The sequence below is a fragment of the Streptomyces sp. NPDC090499 genome, assembly GCF_044769305.1.
GTDB lineage: Bacteria > Actinomycetota > Actinomycetes > Streptomycetales > Streptomycetaceae > Streptomyces.
The window spans coordinates 48,057-65,589 of the sequence record NZ_JBIVXP010000009.1 but is presented as its reverse complement, the minus strand read 5'-3'; the positions used below and the strand labels follow the sequence as shown (position 1 = coordinate 65,589).

Sequence of the window (17,533 nt, the reverse complement as noted above, 5' to 3'; positions counted from 1 at the left end):
CTGCGCCTCACTCCTTTTCACGAGATCGCGGCAGGTCGGGGAGACCGCACAAAGGACCATTAGAACTATTAACAGTCCGCAACCTGTCCTATTTTATGCAGATAACCCGACGGCGCCTCTCTATTGCACTTGTTGCAGCGACGCTTGAACACCCTGCATAGTGAGGTAGTAATGCCGCAGGGGGAACGAAACCAACAGGACCTTGCATTATTCCGCCCACGCGAAAGGAGAACTCTATTCGTGCCTCAATACGGTGAGGGGCAGTTATTCTCGGCCACCCAGGACGTCCGTGTCCTGCGCTGGCCGGTCGAGGTGCACGAACTGGAACAGCTGCGGCGCCGCGGAATCCTCCGCCTCCTCGTGGTGGAGAACGGCGCGACGCCTCCGGTTCCGAGCGACTCGCGGGAGGACTGGATCCGGGCGCCGGTCAGCAGGGCCGACTTCGCCGCCCGGGTCGCGGCGCTCCGGGCCAGGGCCGGCAGCCACCGGGTCCCCGTCCTCGACCAGGACGGGCTGCTCCGGTACGGCACCCGGATGGTGCCCGTGTCACCGACCCAGATGAACCTGCTGCAACCACTGGTCGAGCGATACGGCACCCTCGTGGCCCGGCACGAACTGATCGCCCTGCTCCGCGACCGGCGCGGCACGGCCAGCCAGAACGCCCTGGACCTGCACATCATGAGAATCCGGCGCAAGGTGGTCGCCCTCGGGCTGCGTGTCCGGACCGCCAACGGACGCGGATATCTCCTCGAATCGACCGACTGATCTTCACAACAGCCAACGAAACGAGCCCTGTTGAGCGCCATGCGCTCAACAGGGCTCGCGCGGAGCACCGCAGGCTCACTGGAGCGCCCGCGGAGCGCGGGAACCGGTCCGCGGGCGGACGGGCTCCGGGCAGGACGGCGCCACCAGGCCCGTCCGATAGGCGTGGATGACCGCATGTACCCGGTTGCGCAGGTTCAGCTTTTCCAGCAGCCGTTGCACATGGGATTTCACGGTGTTCTCGCTCAGCACCAGCACCGCGGAGATCTCCGTATTGCTCAGTCCCTGGGCGAGCAGCCGGAACACCTCCCGCTCCCGCCGGGTCAGCAACTGCAATCCCGCCGCCCCGGCGGCCGGAACACCGGGGAAATCCACGGTCTCGGGAAACCGGCCGTCGCCGCCCCCCGAGGGACCCCGCTCCCCGAGGAAGATCCGGTAGCCGGCCGCCACGACGTGGATCGCGGACAGCAACTGATCCGGGGTGACCCGGTGCAGCACGACTCCCTGCACTCCGGCCCGGAGGGCGGTCCCCGCACCCGGGCCGCCCTCGTGGGCCATGAGCAGCACGCCGGGCCCTTCGCCGCCGCAGCACGCGGCCAGCCCGTCGACCAGTTCCACGGCGCCGGCGGGGCCCGGGAGAGCGCCGGCGAGCAGCAGACGCGGTCGGAGTTCACGGGCCTTCGCCACCGCACCCGCGACGTCGGACACCTCGCCGACCACCTCGATACCGACGTCCTCGTCGAGGACGGACCGGATTCCGGTGCGGGCTATGGACCGTTCGTCCGCCAGCAGGACCCGGATCGGTGAGCTCGTCACTGTCCCCTCCCGTCCCCGCCGACCGGACATGCCGTTGGCGGGCATGCCGTCACACCAGGTCGCCCACGCACCCCGGCACCGCCGGTTCGGGGTCGGCGGGGCGGACGTTGCGGGGACGCCGCGGTACCAGCAGGACCGCCAGCGCTCCGCAGGCGATCAGGGCGACGCCGGTCCACACCGCCGGGACCATGCCGTCGGTGAACCGGTCCGCGGTGGTGAGGTCCCCGTGCGCGGAGAAGACCGAGGCGAGGACGGCGATGCCGAGCACACCGCCCAGCTCACGCAGCGCGCTGATCGACCCGGAGGCCATGCCGCGCTCCCCGGCGTCGACCGCGCTCATCACCATGTGCGCGGTGGGGGTGAAGTAGCAGGTCATGCCGAGGCCGCACAGGACCAGGGCGGGAACCAGCGACGGATAGGGGACCCCGGGCGAGACCCGGGCGGCGATCCAGCCCAGTCCGAGGGCCTGCAGGGCCAGGCCGAGCGCGACGATGGTCCGGCCGCCGACGCGATCGGAGACCAGGCCGACCAGCGGCGCCACGAAGATGGGCACCGCGGTCCACGGCAGGATCCGCAGGCCCGCCTCCAGGGGTGTGTAGCCGCGCGGTCCCTGGAGGAACTGGGTGAGCAGGAAGACCGAGCCGAACATGCCGGCGAACATCAGCAGCCCGGCGGCGTTCATGGCGCTGAAGGTCCGGTGGCGGAACAGCTTCATCGGGAACACGGGGTGTTCGACCCGCAGTTCCCAGCGGACGAAGGCGATCAGGACGGCCGCGCCGCCGGCCAGCGAGAGCAGGACGCGCGCGCTGGTCCAGTGGTCGGCGTGACCGTTGATGATGCCGAAGACGATGCCGAAGAGCCCGGCACTGGCCAGGACCGTGCCCACCAGGTCCAGGCGCGGGCTGGGGCCGTGGCTCTCGGTGAGCTTCCACCGGGCGACGGGCAGCACCAGCGCGCCGATCGGCACGTTGATCCAGAAGATCCACTGCCAGCTCAGGTGTTCCACCACCGCGCCGCCGAGGAGCGGGCCCATGGCGATCGCGACGCCCTCCACGGCGCTCATCGCGCCCAGCAGGGCACCGCGCCGCCGCTCGGGCGCCGCCTCCGTGAGGATCGTCAGGTTCAGCGGCATCAACAGCGCGGCGCCCAGGCCCTGTACGGCGCGGGCGGCGATCAGGGCGCCGATGCCGGGGGCCAGCGCCGCCCCGGCCGACGCGACGACGAAGACGCCCAGCCCGATGCCGAACATCCGCCGCCGGCCGAACCGGTCCCCGAGTGCCGCGCCGGTCAGCATGAGCACCGAGTAGGTGAGCGTGTAGGCGTTGACGGTCCACTCCAGTTGCTGGATGCTCCCGCCGAGGTCCTCGCGGATCGACGGCAGGGCCGTGATGACGACGAGGTTGTCGAGCGACACCATGGCCACGCCCAGGCCACAGCAGAAGAACGTCCACAGCACGTTCTGTTGCCGAACACTCATGTCCACCTCCGTGGTCGCAATGGCTGCGCGGGCGCCGGCGGCACGGCCTCGCCCGGTCTGCGTCAGGAGGCCGCGCGTTCGCACCCGGTGCGTCACCGGTGAACGCGCGGCCTGGGGTTGGTACTTCGGGCCGGGGTCAGGAAGCGTCGCGGTCCACCGCGGCCAGCGGCGCCCGGTCCGCGCCGGACCGTCGGGCCAGCCGCAGCAACTCCGGCAGCAGTGCCCCCAGTTCCACCGGCCACCGCGCCCGGCTGCGCCACCGCTCCGCGAGCGGCCTGGCCTTCTGGTGCACGTCGAGACGGACCTCGGGCCGCACCCGCTGCCCGGTCAGCAGCCGCACCACCATGTGGGAGCTGATCACGCCGAACGCCATGGCCGTGTAGGCGACCTGCGGAAAGCTGTAGTCGCTCCGGGCGTGGTTGGCCCGGATCTCGGCCAGCATGTCGGTCGGCACGTGCCGCAGCGGCACGGCCCGGCGCAGCAGGTCCCACATGTCGTAGCGGTCGGCGTCGTGCGGGCCGACGGCGCCCGCGAACGGTTCGCGGACGTGCCGGTAGTCGTAGCAGCGGACGTACTGGGTGCCGGCCATGTCCCAGCCGGTGATCAGGGGCAGTCGCCGCTGCACGGCGTGGCGGTGCAGCAGGAGTTTGGCCCGCCACCCTTCGGGGGTCGTCACGTCCACCCCGTCGATGATCACCTGGCAGGCGGCCGTCAGTTTCTCGACGGTCTGCCCGGTGACTCCTTCGGTGAACACCTCGACCGAGGCGTGCGGGTTGATCGCCCGTACCCGGTCCCCGGCCAGCGCGGCCTTGTTCCGGTCGAGGTCGGCGACGGTCGCCGACTGCCGGTTGAGGTTGTTGAGTTCGTAGGTCCCCGGGTCGGCGAGGACGAACTTCTGCAGCCCGAGCCGGGTGAGTGGTTCGACGGCGGCGCCGCCGATCGATCCGCAGCCCGCCACCAGGACGGTGGCCGTACGCAGCGCCCACTGGTCGGCTTCGGGCACCACACCGGCGTTCCGGGCGGTCAGTTCCGTGTAGAACCGGGCCTTCGCCGCGGGCCCTCCGGCCGTCTCGGGCATCGGTTCCCTGTCGCCGTTCGTCACCTGTGAGCCCCTCCTCGTGCGGGATCGGGACGGTGTCCCGTACGCGTCCTGCGTGCGGCCAGGGTGGTGATCACGGCCTGCCACGAGGCCAGGTCGCTCGTCCCGTCGAGGTAGGAGCGGACCACGTCCCGGTACCAGGCGATGTCGGTGGGCACCGGGGCCGCGAACGGCTTGGCCACGACCGTCTGCCGGTAGATCGGCGCCATGGGATCCGACGGGCAGAGGGAGGGCGAGGTGCCCTCGACGACGTGCAGGTCGAAGCCGACCAGCCGCAGATGGCGCAGGGCGACGTGCTCCTTGGCGTCGCCGAGTACGACGCGCACGCCGTCGCCCAGTGCGAGCAGCGCCTCGCCGATGCCCAGCATGAGGTGCCAGGGGACGCGGGTGTGCTGCTCGTCCCGTGGCATCGTCTGGTCCCGCAGGAACCTCTTGAACTCGAAGGCCTGGTGTGTGCCCAGGCCGGGCCGTGCGTACCTCCCGAGCAGGTCGATGCGGTGCGCGGCCTCGGTCGGGAACGGGGTGCGGCACGCGGAGTCCAGGGGCAGGCTCTCGGGGTCCGCCGAGCAGGCCAGTCCCACGTAGCCGCGGATCTTCCCGGAGCGCGCGCACAGCGTGACCGTGTGGATGTTCTCCACGGGCGAGTGCGGCAGCGGTTCGTGGAAGGCCGCGGTGCGGTGGACCGCGGCCTCGGAGATCCAGTTCAGCCGGAGGTACTGGGCGAGGCGGAACCCCAGCATCCCCTTGAGGTAGCGGGCCGGGAACTGGCTGTCGCGGCCGGTGACGGTGACCAGTGCCCCGTCGGGATCCTCGACGAGGGAGAGCGGGGCGCCCCGCATCTCCAGGGGCAGCCGGCGGTAGCTGAGCCGGTCGTGGAGGCTGATGATGTCCCGGGCGTAGCGGCGGGCGCGGGGATCGTCCCGGGTGGCGGCGGGCTCCGGTGCCGGGGCGTCGCGTAAGCCGGGGCCGGCGGCCCGGCCGGCGGCGCTCACCACTCGTCCTTCTCGGCGTAGAGGCTCTCGGTGACGGCGAGGGCCAGGACCTCGGGGGTGCCCTCGTAGATCCGGGTGCCGAGCGCGTCCCGCATCGTCTTCTCCAGGCCGTAGGAGCGCAGGTAGCCGCGTGCGCCGAGCAGGGACAGGGCGGTCTCCGCCACGTCGATCGCGGTCCGGTCCGCGAACAGCTTGGCCGCGGCCGGTTCGTAGACCGGCGGCGGCAGTTCGTTGTCGACCTTGTCCGCCGCCCGCAGGTACAGCATGCGGGCGGCGTCGACCCTGGCCGCCATACCGGCCAGCTTCGCCGCCGTGAACTGCTGGTCCTTGAGGGGGCGCCCGCCCTGGACGCGCTCGCCGCACCAGGCGATCGCCTGTTCCAGGGCGCTGCGGGCCACGCCCGTGGAGATGCCGGCCACCGCGGCGCGCGCCATGTTGCTCTGCGCCATGTTGATCGCCATGCCCTCGCCCTCCGCGCCGATCATGTACTCGGCGGGCACCCGGACCTCGTGGAACTCCAGCTCGCTGCCGAGGCAGGCGCGGTATCCCATCTTGTCCGCCACGGGTCCGCGGACCACTCCGGGCAGGTCGAGGGGGACGATGAAGGAGGTGAGCCCGGTCGCGCCCGGACTGCCCGCCATGTTGGCGAACACGGAGGCGAACGCGGCGACCTTCGCGTTGGTGATGAACCGCTTGCGGCCAGTCAGCACGTAGTGGTCGCCGTCCCGGCGTGCGGTCGTCACGTTGCGCGCGTGTCCGGCCTGGGAGGGGATGATGAGGTCGCAGCCGGCGTCCTCCTCGGTGACCGCGTTGCAGGCGAGGACCGGTTCGTCGCCCGAGAACAGCGGCAGGAAGCGGGCCTGCAGCCGCGGGTCGCCGGAGAGCAGGACCGGCGCCTGGCCGAGCAGGGTGGCGCCGAAGACCAGTGCCGTGCCGGGGCAGACCGCGGCCACCTCCTCCAGCGCGGTGGCGACGCCCAGCATCCCCACCCCCAGGCCGCCGTACTCCTTCGGGACCGCCGCGCGGGTGAGGCCGATCCGGTGGCCGTGGCCGACGACGTCCCAGTCGAAATGCGCCGCCGGTTTCTGGTCGAGTTCCTGTACACGGGGCTGGACGACGTTCCGGGCGAATTCCCTTACGGCCTCCCGGAACTGTTCGACGTCGTTCGGCAGCACGTCGAAGTTCAGCGCCGTCTCGGACACGGATTCGGAGAGAGCGGTGTTCACGTGCGGTGTCACTCCTTGTGCGTCGGTTCGGTGTTCGGGACGGGTCGCCGCGCGTCGGTTCACGCGCCGATACCGGCGGCGGCCGCGATGTCGGGGTACCGGTCGAACGCGGGCCGCAGCATGGGCACCAGTTCCAGTACCTTGGCGACCCTGCCGCGGATCCGGAGCCGGCCCGTGGCGATGGCGACGGGCACCAGGAGCCGCCCCATCCACAGCGCGTGCGCCGTGTCGCAGGACATCCGGAGGGTGATCGCAGCGGGCCCCGCCTGCTCCTCACCGACGCGGACGCCGTTCTGCGGTGACACGAAGATCTCGCAGTCGGGCTTCGTGTGGACGAGCCGGACGGACAGTCCCTCCCGCCGGGCCCGCGCCACGAAATCGTCGTCCTCCAGCAATACGGTGAACAGACTGCCGAAGACCTTCACGGCCATTTCACTGGACGGAAAAACGGACATGTTCCCCCTTCGCTCTTCGCTTGCCTCGCCTGCACGAAAGCGCCCGTGAAAGAACGTTAGGGGCCGTACCGACCGGCTTCCAGCACGCCAACACAAGACCGAAGGGAAGCGGAAAGGACCCGGAAAGAAGGCGCGGAAACCGGGGGCCGGAAAACAGATCCCGGAAAGGAGAACGCTCAGCGGGACCCGGGCGATCTGATCCAGCCCAGCGACCGTTCGACGGCCCGCTGCCAGTTGTCGTACTCCGCCGCCCGGTGGCCGGGGTCCATTCCCGGCAGCCACCGGGCGGCCGGGTGCCAGTTGCGGCGCAGGACCTCGAGGTCCGGCCAGTAGCCCGCGGCGAGCCCGGCGGCGTAACCCGCGCCCAGGGAGACCGTCTCGGAGACCATGGGCCGTACGACGGGCACGTCGAGCACGTCGGCGACGAACTGCATGAGCAGGTTGTCCGCCGTCATGCCCCCGTCCACCTTCAGCTCCTTCAGGGCCACCGAGGAGTCGGCGTTCATGGCGTCGACGACCTCACGCGTCTGCCAGCCGGTGGCCTCCAGGACGGCCCGCGCCAGGTGCCCGCTGGTGATGTAGGAGGTGAGGCCGACGATGACGCCGCGCGCGTCGCTGCGCCAGCGGGGCGCGAAGAGACCGGAGAAGGCGGGGACGATGTAGCAGCCGCCGTTGTCCTCGACGGTCCGGGCGAGGGTCTCGATCTCCGGCGCGCTGTTGATCAGCCCCAGCCGGTCCCGGAACCACTGGACCAGTGCGCCGGTGACGGCGATCGACCCCTCCAGGGCGTAGACGGGCTGCCGGTCCCCGATCTTGTAGGCGACCGTCGTGAGCAGTCCGTGCCGGGACCGCACGACGTCGGTACCGGTGTTGAGCAGCAGAAAGCTGCCCGTTCCGTAGGTGCACTTGGCCTCGCCCGGGGAGAAGCAGGTCTGGCCGAAGAGCGCAGCCTGCTGGTCGCCGAGCGCGGCCGTGATGGGAACGCCGGGGAGCTGCGCGCAGGCCTCGCCGTAGGTCTCCGCGGAGGACCGGATCTCGGGCAGCATCGGGCGGGGGACGCCGAAGAACGCCAGGAGCTCCTCGTCCCAGGCGAGCGTGCGGATGTTCATCAGCATGGTGCGGCTGGCGTTGGTCGCGTCGGTGATGTGCAGACCGCCGTCGGCACCGCCGGTGAGGTTCCAGATCAGCCAGCTCTCCATGGTGCCGAACAGCACCTCGCCGTCCTTCGCACGCTGTTCCAGGCCCTTGACGTGGTCGAACAGCCAGCGGATGCGCAGCGCCGAGAAGTAGGTGGAGGGCGGCAGGCCGCACCGGTCGAGGAAGAACTCCTCTCCGGGCCGGATCCTGAGTTCCTCGACCAGTGGCGCGGTGCGGGTGTCCTGCCAGACGAGCGCCCGGCCCAGCGGGGTGCCGGTGCGCCGGTCCCAGAGCACGGTCGTCTCGCGCTGGTTGGCCAGGCCGATGGCGGCGACCTGGCTCGGGTCGACGGCCGTACCGGCGCCGGTGAGGACCTCGGTCATCACCCGTCTCAGGTTGTGCCAGATCTCGACGGCGTCGTGCTCGACCCAGCCGGGCCGGGGGAAGTGCTGCTGGTGCTCCCGCTGCGCGACCGACACCAGCCGCCCGCCCCGGTCGAACAGGATGCACCGCGTGGAATTGGTGCCCTGATCGATGGACATCACATAACGTTCCACCATGATCGGGTCCGCCTTCCGATGGGTCGCGGAATGGGCGCGGGGCGCGGAGGGGGCTTACCAGCGGGCGGCTCCCAGGTCCCGGGAGATGGCTCTCGCGGCCTCCCGGATCAGCGTGATCAGGCTGGGGCGGGGGTGGCCCTGGCTGTCGCAGATCCGCTCGACGGGGCCGGACAGCCCGATCGCGCCCACGACGAGGCCGCCGTGCCCCCGGATCGGCACGGCGAGTCCCGCCTCGCCCATGCTCATCTCCTGTACCTCGGCGGCCCAGCCCGTCTCCCGGACCTCGGCGAGCGCCCGGGTGAGCTGCTCCTGGGTGACCAGGGTGTGCCGGGTGTACGCGTCCAGCCCCGACTCCACGGCGGAGCCGACGGTCGCGGTGCCGTAGGCCAGCAGTACCTTGCCGAGCGAGGAGGCGTGCAGGGGCAGCAGCGCGCCCACGTCCAGGGTCTGGAGGGTGTCGTCCGGCCGGAACACGTGGTGGACGACCAGGACCATGCCCTCCAGGGGGGTGCCCAGGCGCACCGCCTCACCGCTGCGGGCGGCGAGGGCGTCGGCCCAGTTGATGGACCGGGACCGCAGCTCGTTGACGTCGAGATAGCTCGTGCCGAGGTGCAGCAGGGCGGCCCCGAGCTGGTACTTGCCCGTCGTCGCGTCCTGCTCCACGAAGTCCACGTGCTGGAGCGTGCGCAGAATCCCGTGGGCGGTGCCCTTGGCCAGCCCGAGGGAGGCCGCCACCTCTCCGAGCCCGAGTCGGCGGGGCCCGCCGGCGAGCAGGCGCAGGATCGCGGCCGCCCGTTCGATCGACTGGACCGGACCGGTCATGAGGCGAGCTTATTACCGTCTCGGACCGTCTGCCGTGCGTACGCAGGGCCGCCGTGGCACGGGAGCGGGCGGTGTCGTTCGGTAATGCCGACCCACGTTCATTGACCGACCCGGCGCGGCTCCTTAGCGTGCTGAGAGGCCTGGCAACGCACCGAGGTGCGTGACGCGGGGCCGGTGGCACTGACCTCTGGAGACACGAGATGGCGGTACAGCTCAACACGCGGGTGCGGGGGGCAAGCGAATACGTCTTCCCGATGCCGCCCGTCGCCGGTGCCGTGCCGGACGTGCGTCGACGGGCCGGCGCGGTTCTGGCCGCCTGGAAGGTGTCCCCGGACGTCATCGAGGACGCGCTGCTGGTGGTGTCGGAACTGCTGACCAACGCGATGGTCCACGCACTGCCCCCGGCGGTGCTGCGGCTGTCCTGGACACGCGACGCCGGTCTCGGCACGCTGCGCATCGAGGTCACCGACTCCGGTCCCGCGCGTTCGGCGGGAGAGCCGCCCGCGGGGATAGACCCGGACGAGCACGGCCGGGGCGAGGAGATCGTCCACGCCCTGGCGACCCGGTACGGCATCCACACGCACCCGGGCGCGGTCACCCGCTGGGCCGACCTCGTGGCGGTGTGAGAACCGCTCCGGTTCGGCGGCGTCCCGAAGGGGCGTCGGGGGTACCGGCCGAAGGCTGCGGGAGAAGACGCGCGACCAGTCACGACGGCGCCGTAACGGCACGTAACGGAACTTCCGGCGGAGCGCTCAGCGGCCCGCGCCCGGCGAGAACACGCCGGCGAACCGCCTTCCGCCGTCCGCGTTGAAGGCGACGGGCCGGGTGCGCGACACCACCGGGACGGACTCGTGGCCACCACGGCCCTCCGGTTCCCGGACGGCCGTTCCCTCTTCCTGGGACGCGGGCGGAACCGGTTCCGCCGTGTCCTGCATGCGCAGCAGGAGCAGCGCCGCGTCGTCGTGCAACCGCCCGCCCACGTGCGCCAGCAGTTCGTCATGGACCGCGGAGAGGATGTGCTCCGGGTCGCCGGACGCATGGCGGGCCACCCGCTCGGCCAGCGGGTAGAACTCGCGGGCGCGGTCGCGGGCCTCGATGACCCCGTCGGTGTACAGCAGCAGCTGGTCGCCTTCGGCGAAGGGCAGGATCTCCAGGCAGGGCGGCTCGTCGACGAGGACGCGCAGGCCGAGCGGCGGGGCCGGGCGGGTGGCCTCGACCGCGGTGACGCTCCCCGAAGCGGTGATCAGCAGGGGAGACGCGTGCCCGCAGTTGACCACTTCGAGCTGCCCGGCGCACGGGTGTCCCACGACGATCGCGGTGACGAAGTCGTCGGGGCCGAGGTTGCGCGCCAGGCTCCGCTCGATCCTCGCGACGACGGCGAGGAGATCGGGCTCGTCGTAGGCGGCCTCGCGGAAGACGCCGAGGACCAGGGCGGCGATCTCCACGGCCGGGAGGCCCTTGCCACGTACGTCGCCGACGATCAGCCGGATGCCGTGCGGGGTGGGCACCAGGGCGTACAGGTCGCCGCCTATCCGGGCCTCCGCCGCCGCCGCGCTGTAGCGGACCGCCACCCGGAACGGGCCGACGGTCTCCGGGATGGGCTTGAGAACCGCGTGCTGGGCGGCCTCCGCGACCGAGCGGACGGCGGCGAGCACCCGTTCCCTGCGGCCGCGCAGCGCGCTGGCCAGGGCGCTCGCCAGGGTGACGGCCACGAGCGCCGAGAGCACGGCCGCCGGCTCGCGCCCCGGACCCGCCTCCCGGGCCCCCAGGGTGGCGCCCAGCGCCACGGCGAGGAACCCCACGCACAGGACGCCCCGGGGTCCGTTGGTGCTGGCCGCCAGCGCCGGTCCGGCAGCCAGCAGCGGCAGCCAGAACATCCCCGGCCCGCCGATGACGTCGACGAGCGCGATGCCCGAGACGATCAGAACCGGTGCCACCGGCATTCCGGCGGCCAGCTGGGAGACGGCCCGCCTGGGCCCCGGCGTCCCAGGACCGGATCCCGGTTTCCTGAGCGGCCGCAATGGCCAGTGGTTGCCACCATGGTCTCGCGCCTGCCTCATGTCTGTGTCCGCAATCCTCACCCAGTGGGGCTCCGAGCCCGACTTGTCCGTTTCATCCAGGAAAGAGGTTTGGTCGGCCAGCCACAAGGAGTGGGATTTCAGATAGTGAGCGAGAGGCCCCGCGTGACGCGGTCCGCGGTCGGGAGCAGCCGGGCCCGGACCTCCGGGAGGCGGGAGAGCCGTTCCGCCGGGAGGGAGACGCCGAGCGAGCCGAGGACGTCGCCGCGGTAGATCGGCACGGCGACGCACACCGTGCCCAGCGCGTACTCCTCCAGGTCCGTGACGGCCGGGGCCATGGGAGAGGCGTCGAGGTTGCGGATCAGCTCGGGGAGGGTGGTGATGGTCCGTGGCGTCAGGTCGGCGAGGTCGTGCCGGGAGAGGTACTCGCGGCGGGCCTCCACGTCCAGTTCGCGCAGCACGGACTTGCCCAGCGCGGTGGCGTGCCCGGCGTCCTCGAACCCCACCCAGAGGTCGACGCGGGGTGTGCGGGGGCCGTCGACGATCTCGGCGACGCTGATCTCGCCCCCCTCGTAGAACGTGAGGTAGGTGGCGGTGCCCAGTTCGTCACGGAGCGCGGCCAGCGTCGGCCGGACCCGGCTGAGCAGCGCCTGGCTCTGTCCCGTGGTCTGGAGCGTGCCCAGCTTGTCGCCGAGGACGAAGCCGCCGTCGGCGAGCTTGCGCAGGTACCCGTCGTGGACCATCGTGCGCAGCAGGTGGTAGGCGGTGGCCAGCGGCAGGCCCGTCTCCCGGGCCAGCTGCTTCGCGGGCGCGCCGTTCTCGTGCGCGCTCACCGCCTCCAGCAGCCGGAAGGCACGCTGCACCGACATGATGAGCGTGGGCTCGTGAACGCTCATGTCACCAGCGTGCCCCCGACACCCCGGGCGGGCAAGACACGGGGCTTGCGGGTCAGCGCCCGGGGGTGCCGAGCAGGACGTGGGGATCGCTGATCACACGGTCGACGATGTGCGTGGCGGCGCCTCGTGCCGCGGCGGCGAAACCCAGGTCGGAGACGGCGAGCTCGCCCGTTCCCGGGGTCGGGGGCGCGAGCAGCCGGGCGGCGAGCGCGGTGCGGGCGGGGGCCATGATCCAGCGGGCCACCGCGGTGAAGTAGCCGCCGAGGACGATCACGTCGGGGTCGAACAGGGCCGCGATGTTGGCGCAGCCGGTCCCGACGTGCTCCGCGAGCCGGGCCAGTGCGCCGAGCACCGTCTCGTCGCCGCGCTCGGCGCGCCGGACCACGCGGGCGATGCGTTCCTCGGAGGACTCCCCCGCGCCGGGCCCGGCGGACGGCTCGGCGACCTCGGCGAGCAGTGCCTCCAGCCCCACGAACGCCTCCCAGCAGCCGCGCCGCCCGCAGCCGCAGAGCGGTCCGGCCGGGTCCAGCAGCATGTGGCCCACCTCGCCGCCGTACCCCCGGGCGCCCAGCAGCGGCCGGCCCTGCACGATCAGGCCGCCGCCGATGCCCACGTCGCCGGTGACGTACACCAGGTGCTCGGTGCCGGCGTGGCTGCCCACCCGGTACTCGGCCAGGGCGGCCCGGTTCGCCTCGTTGCCGACCGTCACCGGGCCGACCCGGTCGCCGAGCTCGGCGGTCAGCAGTTCGGCCACCGGCACGTCGTGCCAGCCGAGGTTGGGGGCGCGGCCCACCACCCCGCGGCGCTCGTCCACCAGACCGGGGACGGCCACACCGAGGCCCGCGACGAACGGGCCGCGTTCGGCGGCCGGACGCGCCGGGAGCGAGTCGAGCCAGCCGGCGCACGCCTGGGCGAGGGCGGCGAGGCTCGCCTCCGCACCGGCGCGGTGGGCGTCGAAGGGGCGCTGCCAGTGGTGCACCTGACGGTTCGCCAGGTCGACCACCAGCAGGGCCAGGTAGTCGACGTTGACCTCGGCGCCGACCGCCAGCACGTGCCGTCCGGCCAGCCGCAGTCCGGTGCCCGGCCTGCCCTGCCCGCCGCCGGTCGCGACCCCGGCCTCCTCCACCAGGCCCAGCTCGATCAGCGAGCCGACCAGGCGGGAGACCGTGGCCCTGGTCAGCCCGGCGCTGGCGGCGATCCCGGCGCGCGAAGCGGAGCCGACCGCCCACAGGTGGCGCAGCACCAGCTCCTGGTTGTTGCGCCTGATGTCGGTGTGCCCGGCGCGCGTCGGGACGCCGGCTGAACGCGCGGAGAGCAAGGGTGTCCTCCTGGGGCTCCGAGGGGTCCGAGTGGCTCGGGGCATACGCGCGGACTTGACAGGGACACGCACCAGTCTATGTTTTGGTTCGTACCAAAACATAGAACAGGTTGCCGCGCCCGTCCGCACAACTCGCCTGTTCCACAAGGAAGTTCATCGCCGGACCGACCACTCCGGCCACCATTCCACGCCCTGGCGCGGCCCGCTCATCCGACGCCGCCGATCCATGTCTGCGGCGTTGCCCTCCAGCATTCCGCCCGAGGAGGCAACATGAGCTCGAGATCCACCTGTTTACGGTCCACCGCCGTCGCGGTCCTCTGCTCCCTGGGCCTGCTCAGCACGGCCCTCGCCGCCCCCACCGCCTCGGCGGTGCCGGCGAGGGCCACGGCGAGCAGTACCGTGCCGATCTATCTCGACACCTCGTACTCCTTCCAGGAGCGGGCGGCCGACCTGGTCTCCCGGATGACGCTGGACGAGAAGGTCCAGCAGCTGCACACCAACAACGCACCCGCGGTCCCCCGGCTCGGCGTGCAGCAGTACACGTACTGGAGCGAGGGCCAGCACGGCATCAACACCCTCGGCGCGGACAACCGCTCGGGCTCAGCGAGCGGTGGAGTGCACGCCACCAGCTTCCCCACGAACTTCGCCGCCGCGATGACCTGGGACAGGCAGCTCATGTACCAGGAGACGCAGGCGGTCTCGGACGAGGCACGCGGCTTCCTGGACAAGTCGCTGTGGGGCACGGGCCAGAACAACCTCGGCAACTCGGCGGACAACTACGGTTCGCTGACGTACTGGGCGCCCAACGTGAACATGGACCGCGATCCGCGCTGGGGCCGTACCGACGAGGCCTTCGGCGAGGATCCGTACCTGGTCTCGCAGATGGCCGGGGCGTTCGTGAACGGCTACCAGGGCCAGAACCCGGACGGCAGCAGGCAGACGAAGTACCTGAAGGTGGCCGCCACCGCGAAGCACTACGCGCTCAACAACGTGGAGAAGGACCGCACCGGCATCAGCTCGCAGGTGAACGACACCGATCTCTACGACTACTACACGGCCCAGTTCAGGAGCCTCATCGAGAAGGCCCATGTCTCCGGCCTCATGACCTCCTACAACGCCGTCAACGGCACACCCTCGGTGGCGAACACGTACACCACCGACCAGATCGCCCGGCGCACCTACGGCTTCCAGGGCTACATCACCTCGGACTGCGGCGCCGTCAGCACCACCTACCGCTCCTTCCCCGGCGGCCACGACTGGGCCCCGCCCGGCTGGACCACGGACGGCAAGGACACCGACGCCACCTGGACCAGCACCGCCGACGGAAGGAGGATCTCCGGCGCGGCCGGCGGTCAGGCGTACGCGCTGCGCGCGGGGACGGACGTCAACTGCACCGGCGCCGAGGCCACCCCGCAGAACGTGGAGCAGGCCATCCAGGCCGGCATCCTCAGCGAAGGAGTGGTGGACACCTCGCTGGTCCACCTGTTCACCGTGCGGATGGAGACCGGCGAGTTCGACCCGGCCGCGGGCAACCCGTACACGAAGATCACCAGGAGTGTCATCGAGTCCGCCGACCACCAGGCCCTCGCCACCAAGGTCGCTGACAACGCTGTCGTCCTGCTCAAGAACGACGCACTGGCGGCGACGGGCCAGCCGCTGCTGCCCGCCGACGCCGCCGCGCTGGACAAGGTGGTCGTCCTCGGCGACCAGGCCGGGAGGACCACCCTGGGCGGCTACTCCGGCGAACCCACCCACCAGACGGACGCCGCCGACGGCATCACCGCCGCGGTGAAGGCCGCGCACCCGGACGCCCAGGTGGTCTTCGACGCGGCCGGCACCTCCACCACCGCCACCGGCCCCGCCCAGCTCTCCGCCCGGACCCGGGCGGACGTCGAGGACGCGGACCTGGTCGTGGTCGCGGTCGGCACGGACACCAGCGTGGCCACCGAGGCCAAGGACCGCACCACCCTCGCACTGCCCGGCAACTACGCCGACCTGGTGGACCAGGTCGCCGCACTGGGCAACCCGCGTACGGTGCTGGACATCCAGTCGGCCGGCCCCGTCGACGTCGAGGGGCTGAAGGACAAGGTCCCGGCGATCGTCTTCGCCGGGTACAACGGGCAGTCCCAGGGCACCGCACTGGCCGACGTGCTGTTCGGGCGGCAGAACCCGAGCGGGCACCTGGACTTCACCTGGTACAAGGACGACTCGCAGCTCCCGGCGATGTCCGACTACGGCCTGACGGCGGGCGCCACCGGCGGACTGGGCCGCACCTACCAGTACTTCACGGGCACGCCCAGTTATCCCTTCGGCTACGGGCTGAGCTACACCTCCTTCCGCTACTCGCACACCCGGGTCGACCGGACGTCCGTGAGCGCCGACGGCAGTGTGAAGGTCTCCTTCGACGTCACCAACACCGGCAGCACCGCGGGCGCGACCGTCGCCCAGCTCTACGCGGCGACCCCCTTCACCGTGCCGGGAGCCGAACTCCCCAAGGAGCGCCTGGCGGGCTTCCAGAAGACGCGGGTCCTGCAGCCCGGGCAGAAGCAGCACATCACCCTGAAGGTGAACATCCCCGACCTGGCCTTCCGGGACAGCAAGGCCGCCAGGTCCGTGGTGTACGCCGGAACCTACCGCTTGCAGGTCGGCCCGGACTCGGCGACCGTCGCCGGAGCGGCGAACGTGCGGGTGCACGGTCGTCTCACCCCGCACGTGCAGTACGTCACCGTGCAGCCCGAGGCGGTGGTCCACCAGGCCGGCGACACCATCGACCTGACCGGCACCAACCGGTGGATCGAGGACGACACCGACCCCGCACAGCAGCCCGGCCGCACCATGTCGGTCACGGCGGACCATGTGGTCGAAGCCGTCGACACCGACGGGTCGTTCGTGGATCTGACCAGGACCCGGGTCCGGTACTCGAGCAGCGACGCCTCGGTCGCGACCGTCTCGGCCAAGGGTGTCGTCACCGCGGTCGGCAACGGCGTGGCGACGATCAGGGCCACCGTCGGCGGCGTGACCGGCGGCGCGGTGATCCGCGTCGGCCACCCGCTCGGCATCAGCGGCGGCGGTGTCCTCTCCTCCGGTACGACGGCCACCCTGACCACCACCTACACCAACACCGGCCCCGGCACGCTGAACGACGTCCAGGTCGCCCTGACCGCGCCCGCCGGCTGGCGTGCCGACGCCGTCACCCCGGCCGTCTTCGGCTCACTGGCACCGGGCGCCAAGGCCGTCACCACCTGGAAGCTGGCGCCCGACGGAGGCACCCCGGCACCGGGGAACTACGCCGTCTCCGCCTCCGCCACCTATCAGGGCGCCCGCAGCGACGACCAGGCGGCGACCAGGGTGCTGGTGCCGTACGCCGACTTCGCCGCGGCCCGGAACAACACCGGGGTCGCCGACGACGCCGACCCGGGCGGCGCCGACATCGACGGCGAGCACATCGGCCTCTCCCAGCAGGCCCTCGCCGCGGCGGGCGTCGCCTCCGGGAGCGCGGTGAGCCACGGCGGGCTCAGCTACGACTGGCCCACCACCGGCACCGGCGCCTACGACAACATCGCCGCGCTCGGCCAGACCGTCCCGCTCACCGGGGTCCCGGCCGGGGCCACGAAGCTGGGGCTGCTCGGCACCAGCGCGTACGGCGACGGATCCGGATCCGGGCTGGTCACCTACACCGACGGCAGTACCCAGGCGTTCTCGCTGACCTTCCCCGACTGGTGGTCCAACACCGCCCCGCCGGGCGGCGACATCCTCGCCTCCACCCCGTACCTCGACACGGCGGACGGCAGGAAGGACCAGCGGGTGAGCGTCTACGCGCAGACGGTGGCGCTGGCGGCCGGGAAGACCCCGGCGTATCTCACCCTGCCGGACATGGGCGCGCCGGTCGCCGTGAACCAGGTGTCCCTGCACGTCTTCGCGGTGGCCGTGGGCTGAGCCGCCCGAGGCCGGCGCC

The 17,533-nt window shown here is 71.8% G+C and carries 14 protein-coding genes; 3 read left to right on the top strand and 11 right to left on the bottom strand.

The window, feature by feature from the left end; all coding sequences use genetic code 11:
- Positions 1 to 240 precede the first annotated feature (240 nt).
- A complete protein-coding gene (locus tag ACIQVL_RS29860) occupies positions 241 to 765 on the top strand; it encodes a helix-turn-helix domain-containing protein (RefSeq protein ID WP_403476864.1) in 525 nt (174 codons plus the stop codon).
- Positions 766 to 840: 75 nt separating this feature from the next.
- Here the strand turns inward: ACIQVL_RS29860 and ACIQVL_RS29855 are convergent, their stop codons facing one another.
- The 8 genes from ACIQVL_RS29855 to ACIQVL_RS29820 form a co-directional block, all read right to left on the bottom strand.
- Entirely contained in the window at positions 841 to 1,578 is a 738-nt protein-coding gene (locus tag ACIQVL_RS29855) for a LuxR C-terminal-related transcriptional regulator (protein WP_403436474.1), read from the bottom strand.
- 49 nt (positions 1,579 to 1,627) lie between these two features.
- Entirely contained in the window at positions 1,628 to 3,055 is a 1,428-nt protein-coding gene (locus ACIQVL_RS29850) for an MFS transporter (RefSeq protein WP_403476863.1), read from the bottom strand.
- Positions 3,056 to 3,191: 136 nt separating this feature from the next.
- Positions 3,192 to 4,157 carry a HesA/MoeB/ThiF family protein gene (locus tag ACIQVL_RS29845; protein WP_403436470.1) on the bottom strand — a complete coding sequence of 322 codons (966 nt, stop codon included), beginning with the start codon at positions 4,155 to 4,157 and terminating at the stop codon, positions 3,192 to 3,194.
- Positions 4,154 to 5,146, bottom strand: a complete 993-nt coding sequence (locus tag ACIQVL_RS29840; RefSeq protein WP_403476862.1) for a hypothetical protein — start codon at positions 5,144 to 5,146, stop codon at positions 4,154 to 4,156. Before ACIQVL_RS29840 ends, ACIQVL_RS29845 begins: the two co-directional genes overlap by 4 nt.
- On the bottom strand, positions 5,143 to 6,372 hold the full coding sequence (locus ACIQVL_RS29835; protein ID WP_403436467.1) for an acyl-CoA dehydrogenase family protein: 1,230 nt from the start codon (positions 6,370 to 6,372) through the stop codon (positions 5,143 to 5,145). The genes ACIQVL_RS29840 and ACIQVL_RS29835 overlap by 4 nt, the downstream gene beginning before the upstream one ends.
- Before the next feature lie 59 nt (positions 6,373 to 6,431).
- Positions 6,432 to 6,827: a hypothetical protein gene (locus ACIQVL_RS29830; RefSeq protein WP_403436465.1), complete on the bottom strand. Its 396-nt coding sequence runs from the start codon at positions 6,825 to 6,827 to the stop codon at positions 6,432 to 6,434.
- A 176-nt stretch (positions 6,828 to 7,003) separates the two neighbouring features.
- Positions 7,004 to 8,524 (bottom strand): glycerol kinase GlpK, encoded by a 1,521-nt coding sequence (glpK, locus tag ACIQVL_RS29825; protein ID WP_403436464.1) that lies wholly within the window; start codon positions 8,522 to 8,524, stop codon positions 7,004 to 7,006.
- Between the two features lie 54 nt (positions 8,525 to 8,578).
- Positions 8,579 to 9,346 (bottom strand): IclR family transcriptional regulator, encoded by a 768-nt coding sequence (locus ACIQVL_RS29820; RefSeq protein WP_403436461.1) that lies wholly within the window; start codon positions 9,344 to 9,346, stop codon positions 8,579 to 8,581.
- Positions 9,347 to 9,546: 200 nt separating this feature from the next.
- Here ACIQVL_RS29820 and ACIQVL_RS29815 point away from each other — a divergent pair, with 200 nt between their 5' ends.
- On the top strand, positions 9,547 to 9,972 hold the full coding sequence (locus ACIQVL_RS29815) for an ATP-binding protein (protein WP_403436458.1): 426 nt from the start codon (positions 9,547 to 9,549) through the stop codon (positions 9,970 to 9,972).
- A gap of 126 nt (positions 9,973 to 10,098) precedes the next feature.
- Here ACIQVL_RS29815 and ACIQVL_RS29810 read toward each other — a convergent pair whose 3' ends face one another.
- The 3 genes from ACIQVL_RS29810 to ACIQVL_RS29800 form a co-directional block, all read right to left on the bottom strand.
- Positions 10,099 to 11,406, bottom strand: coding sequence for a PP2C family protein-serine/threonine phosphatase (locus tag ACIQVL_RS29810; protein ID WP_403436455.1), 1,308 nt, complete (start codon positions 11,404 to 11,406; stop codon positions 10,099 to 10,101).
- 98 nt (positions 11,407 to 11,504) lie between these two features.
- The gene (locus ACIQVL_RS29805; protein ID WP_403436452.1) at positions 11,505 to 12,260 is read right to left on the bottom strand and encodes an IclR family transcriptional regulator; all 756 of its coding nucleotides are present in this window, start codon (positions 12,258 to 12,260) and stop codon (positions 11,505 to 11,507) included.
- 52 nt (positions 12,261 to 12,312) lie between these two features.
- On the bottom strand, positions 12,313 to 13,578 hold the full coding sequence (locus tag ACIQVL_RS29800; protein ID WP_403436450.1) for an ROK family protein: 1,266 nt from the start codon (positions 13,576 to 13,578) through the stop codon (positions 12,313 to 12,315).
- Between the two features lie 270 nt (positions 13,579 to 13,848).
- Here ACIQVL_RS29800 and ACIQVL_RS29795 point away from each other — a divergent pair, with 270 nt between their 5' ends.
- Complete coding sequence (locus ACIQVL_RS29795) at positions 13,849 to 17,514, top strand: glycoside hydrolase family 3 C-terminal domain-containing protein (RefSeq protein ID WP_403476861.1); 3,666 nt, start codon at positions 13,849 to 13,851, stop codon at positions 17,512 to 17,514.
- Positions 17,515 to 17,533 lie beyond the last annotated feature (19 nt).

Bases quoted from the DNA above. Each gene is read 5' to 3' on its own strand.
- ACIQVL_RS29850 (WP_403476863.1), bottom strand. From the start codon at position 3,055: ATGAGTGTTCGGCAACAGAACGTGCTGTGGACGTTCTTCTGCTGTGGC.
- ACIQVL_RS29830 (WP_403436465.1), bottom strand. From the start codon at position 6,827: ATGTCCGTTTTTCCGTCCAGTGAAATGGCCGTGAAGGTCTTCGGCAGT.
- glpK (WP_403436464.1), bottom strand. From the start codon at position 8,524: ATGGTGGAACGTTATGTGATGTCCATCGATCAGGGCACCAATTCCACG.
- ACIQVL_RS29820 (WP_403436461.1), bottom strand. From the start codon at position 9,346: ATGACCGGTCCGGTCCAGTCGATCGAACGGGCGGCCGCGATCCTGCGC.
- ACIQVL_RS29815 (WP_403436458.1), top strand. From the start codon at position 9,547: ATGGCGGTACAGCTCAACACGCGGGTGCGGGGGGCAAGCGAATACGTC.
- ACIQVL_RS29810 (WP_403436455.1), bottom strand. From the start codon at position 11,406: ATGAGGCAGGCGCGAGACCATGGTGGCAACCACTGGCCATTGCGGCCG.
- ACIQVL_RS29805 (WP_403436452.1), bottom strand. From the start codon at position 12,260: ATGAGCGTTCACGAGCCCACGCTCATCATGTCGGTGCAGCGTGCCTTC.
- ACIQVL_RS29795 (WP_403476861.1), top strand. From the start codon at position 13,849: ATGAGCTCGAGATCCACCTGTTTACGGTCCACCGCCGTCGCGGTCCTC.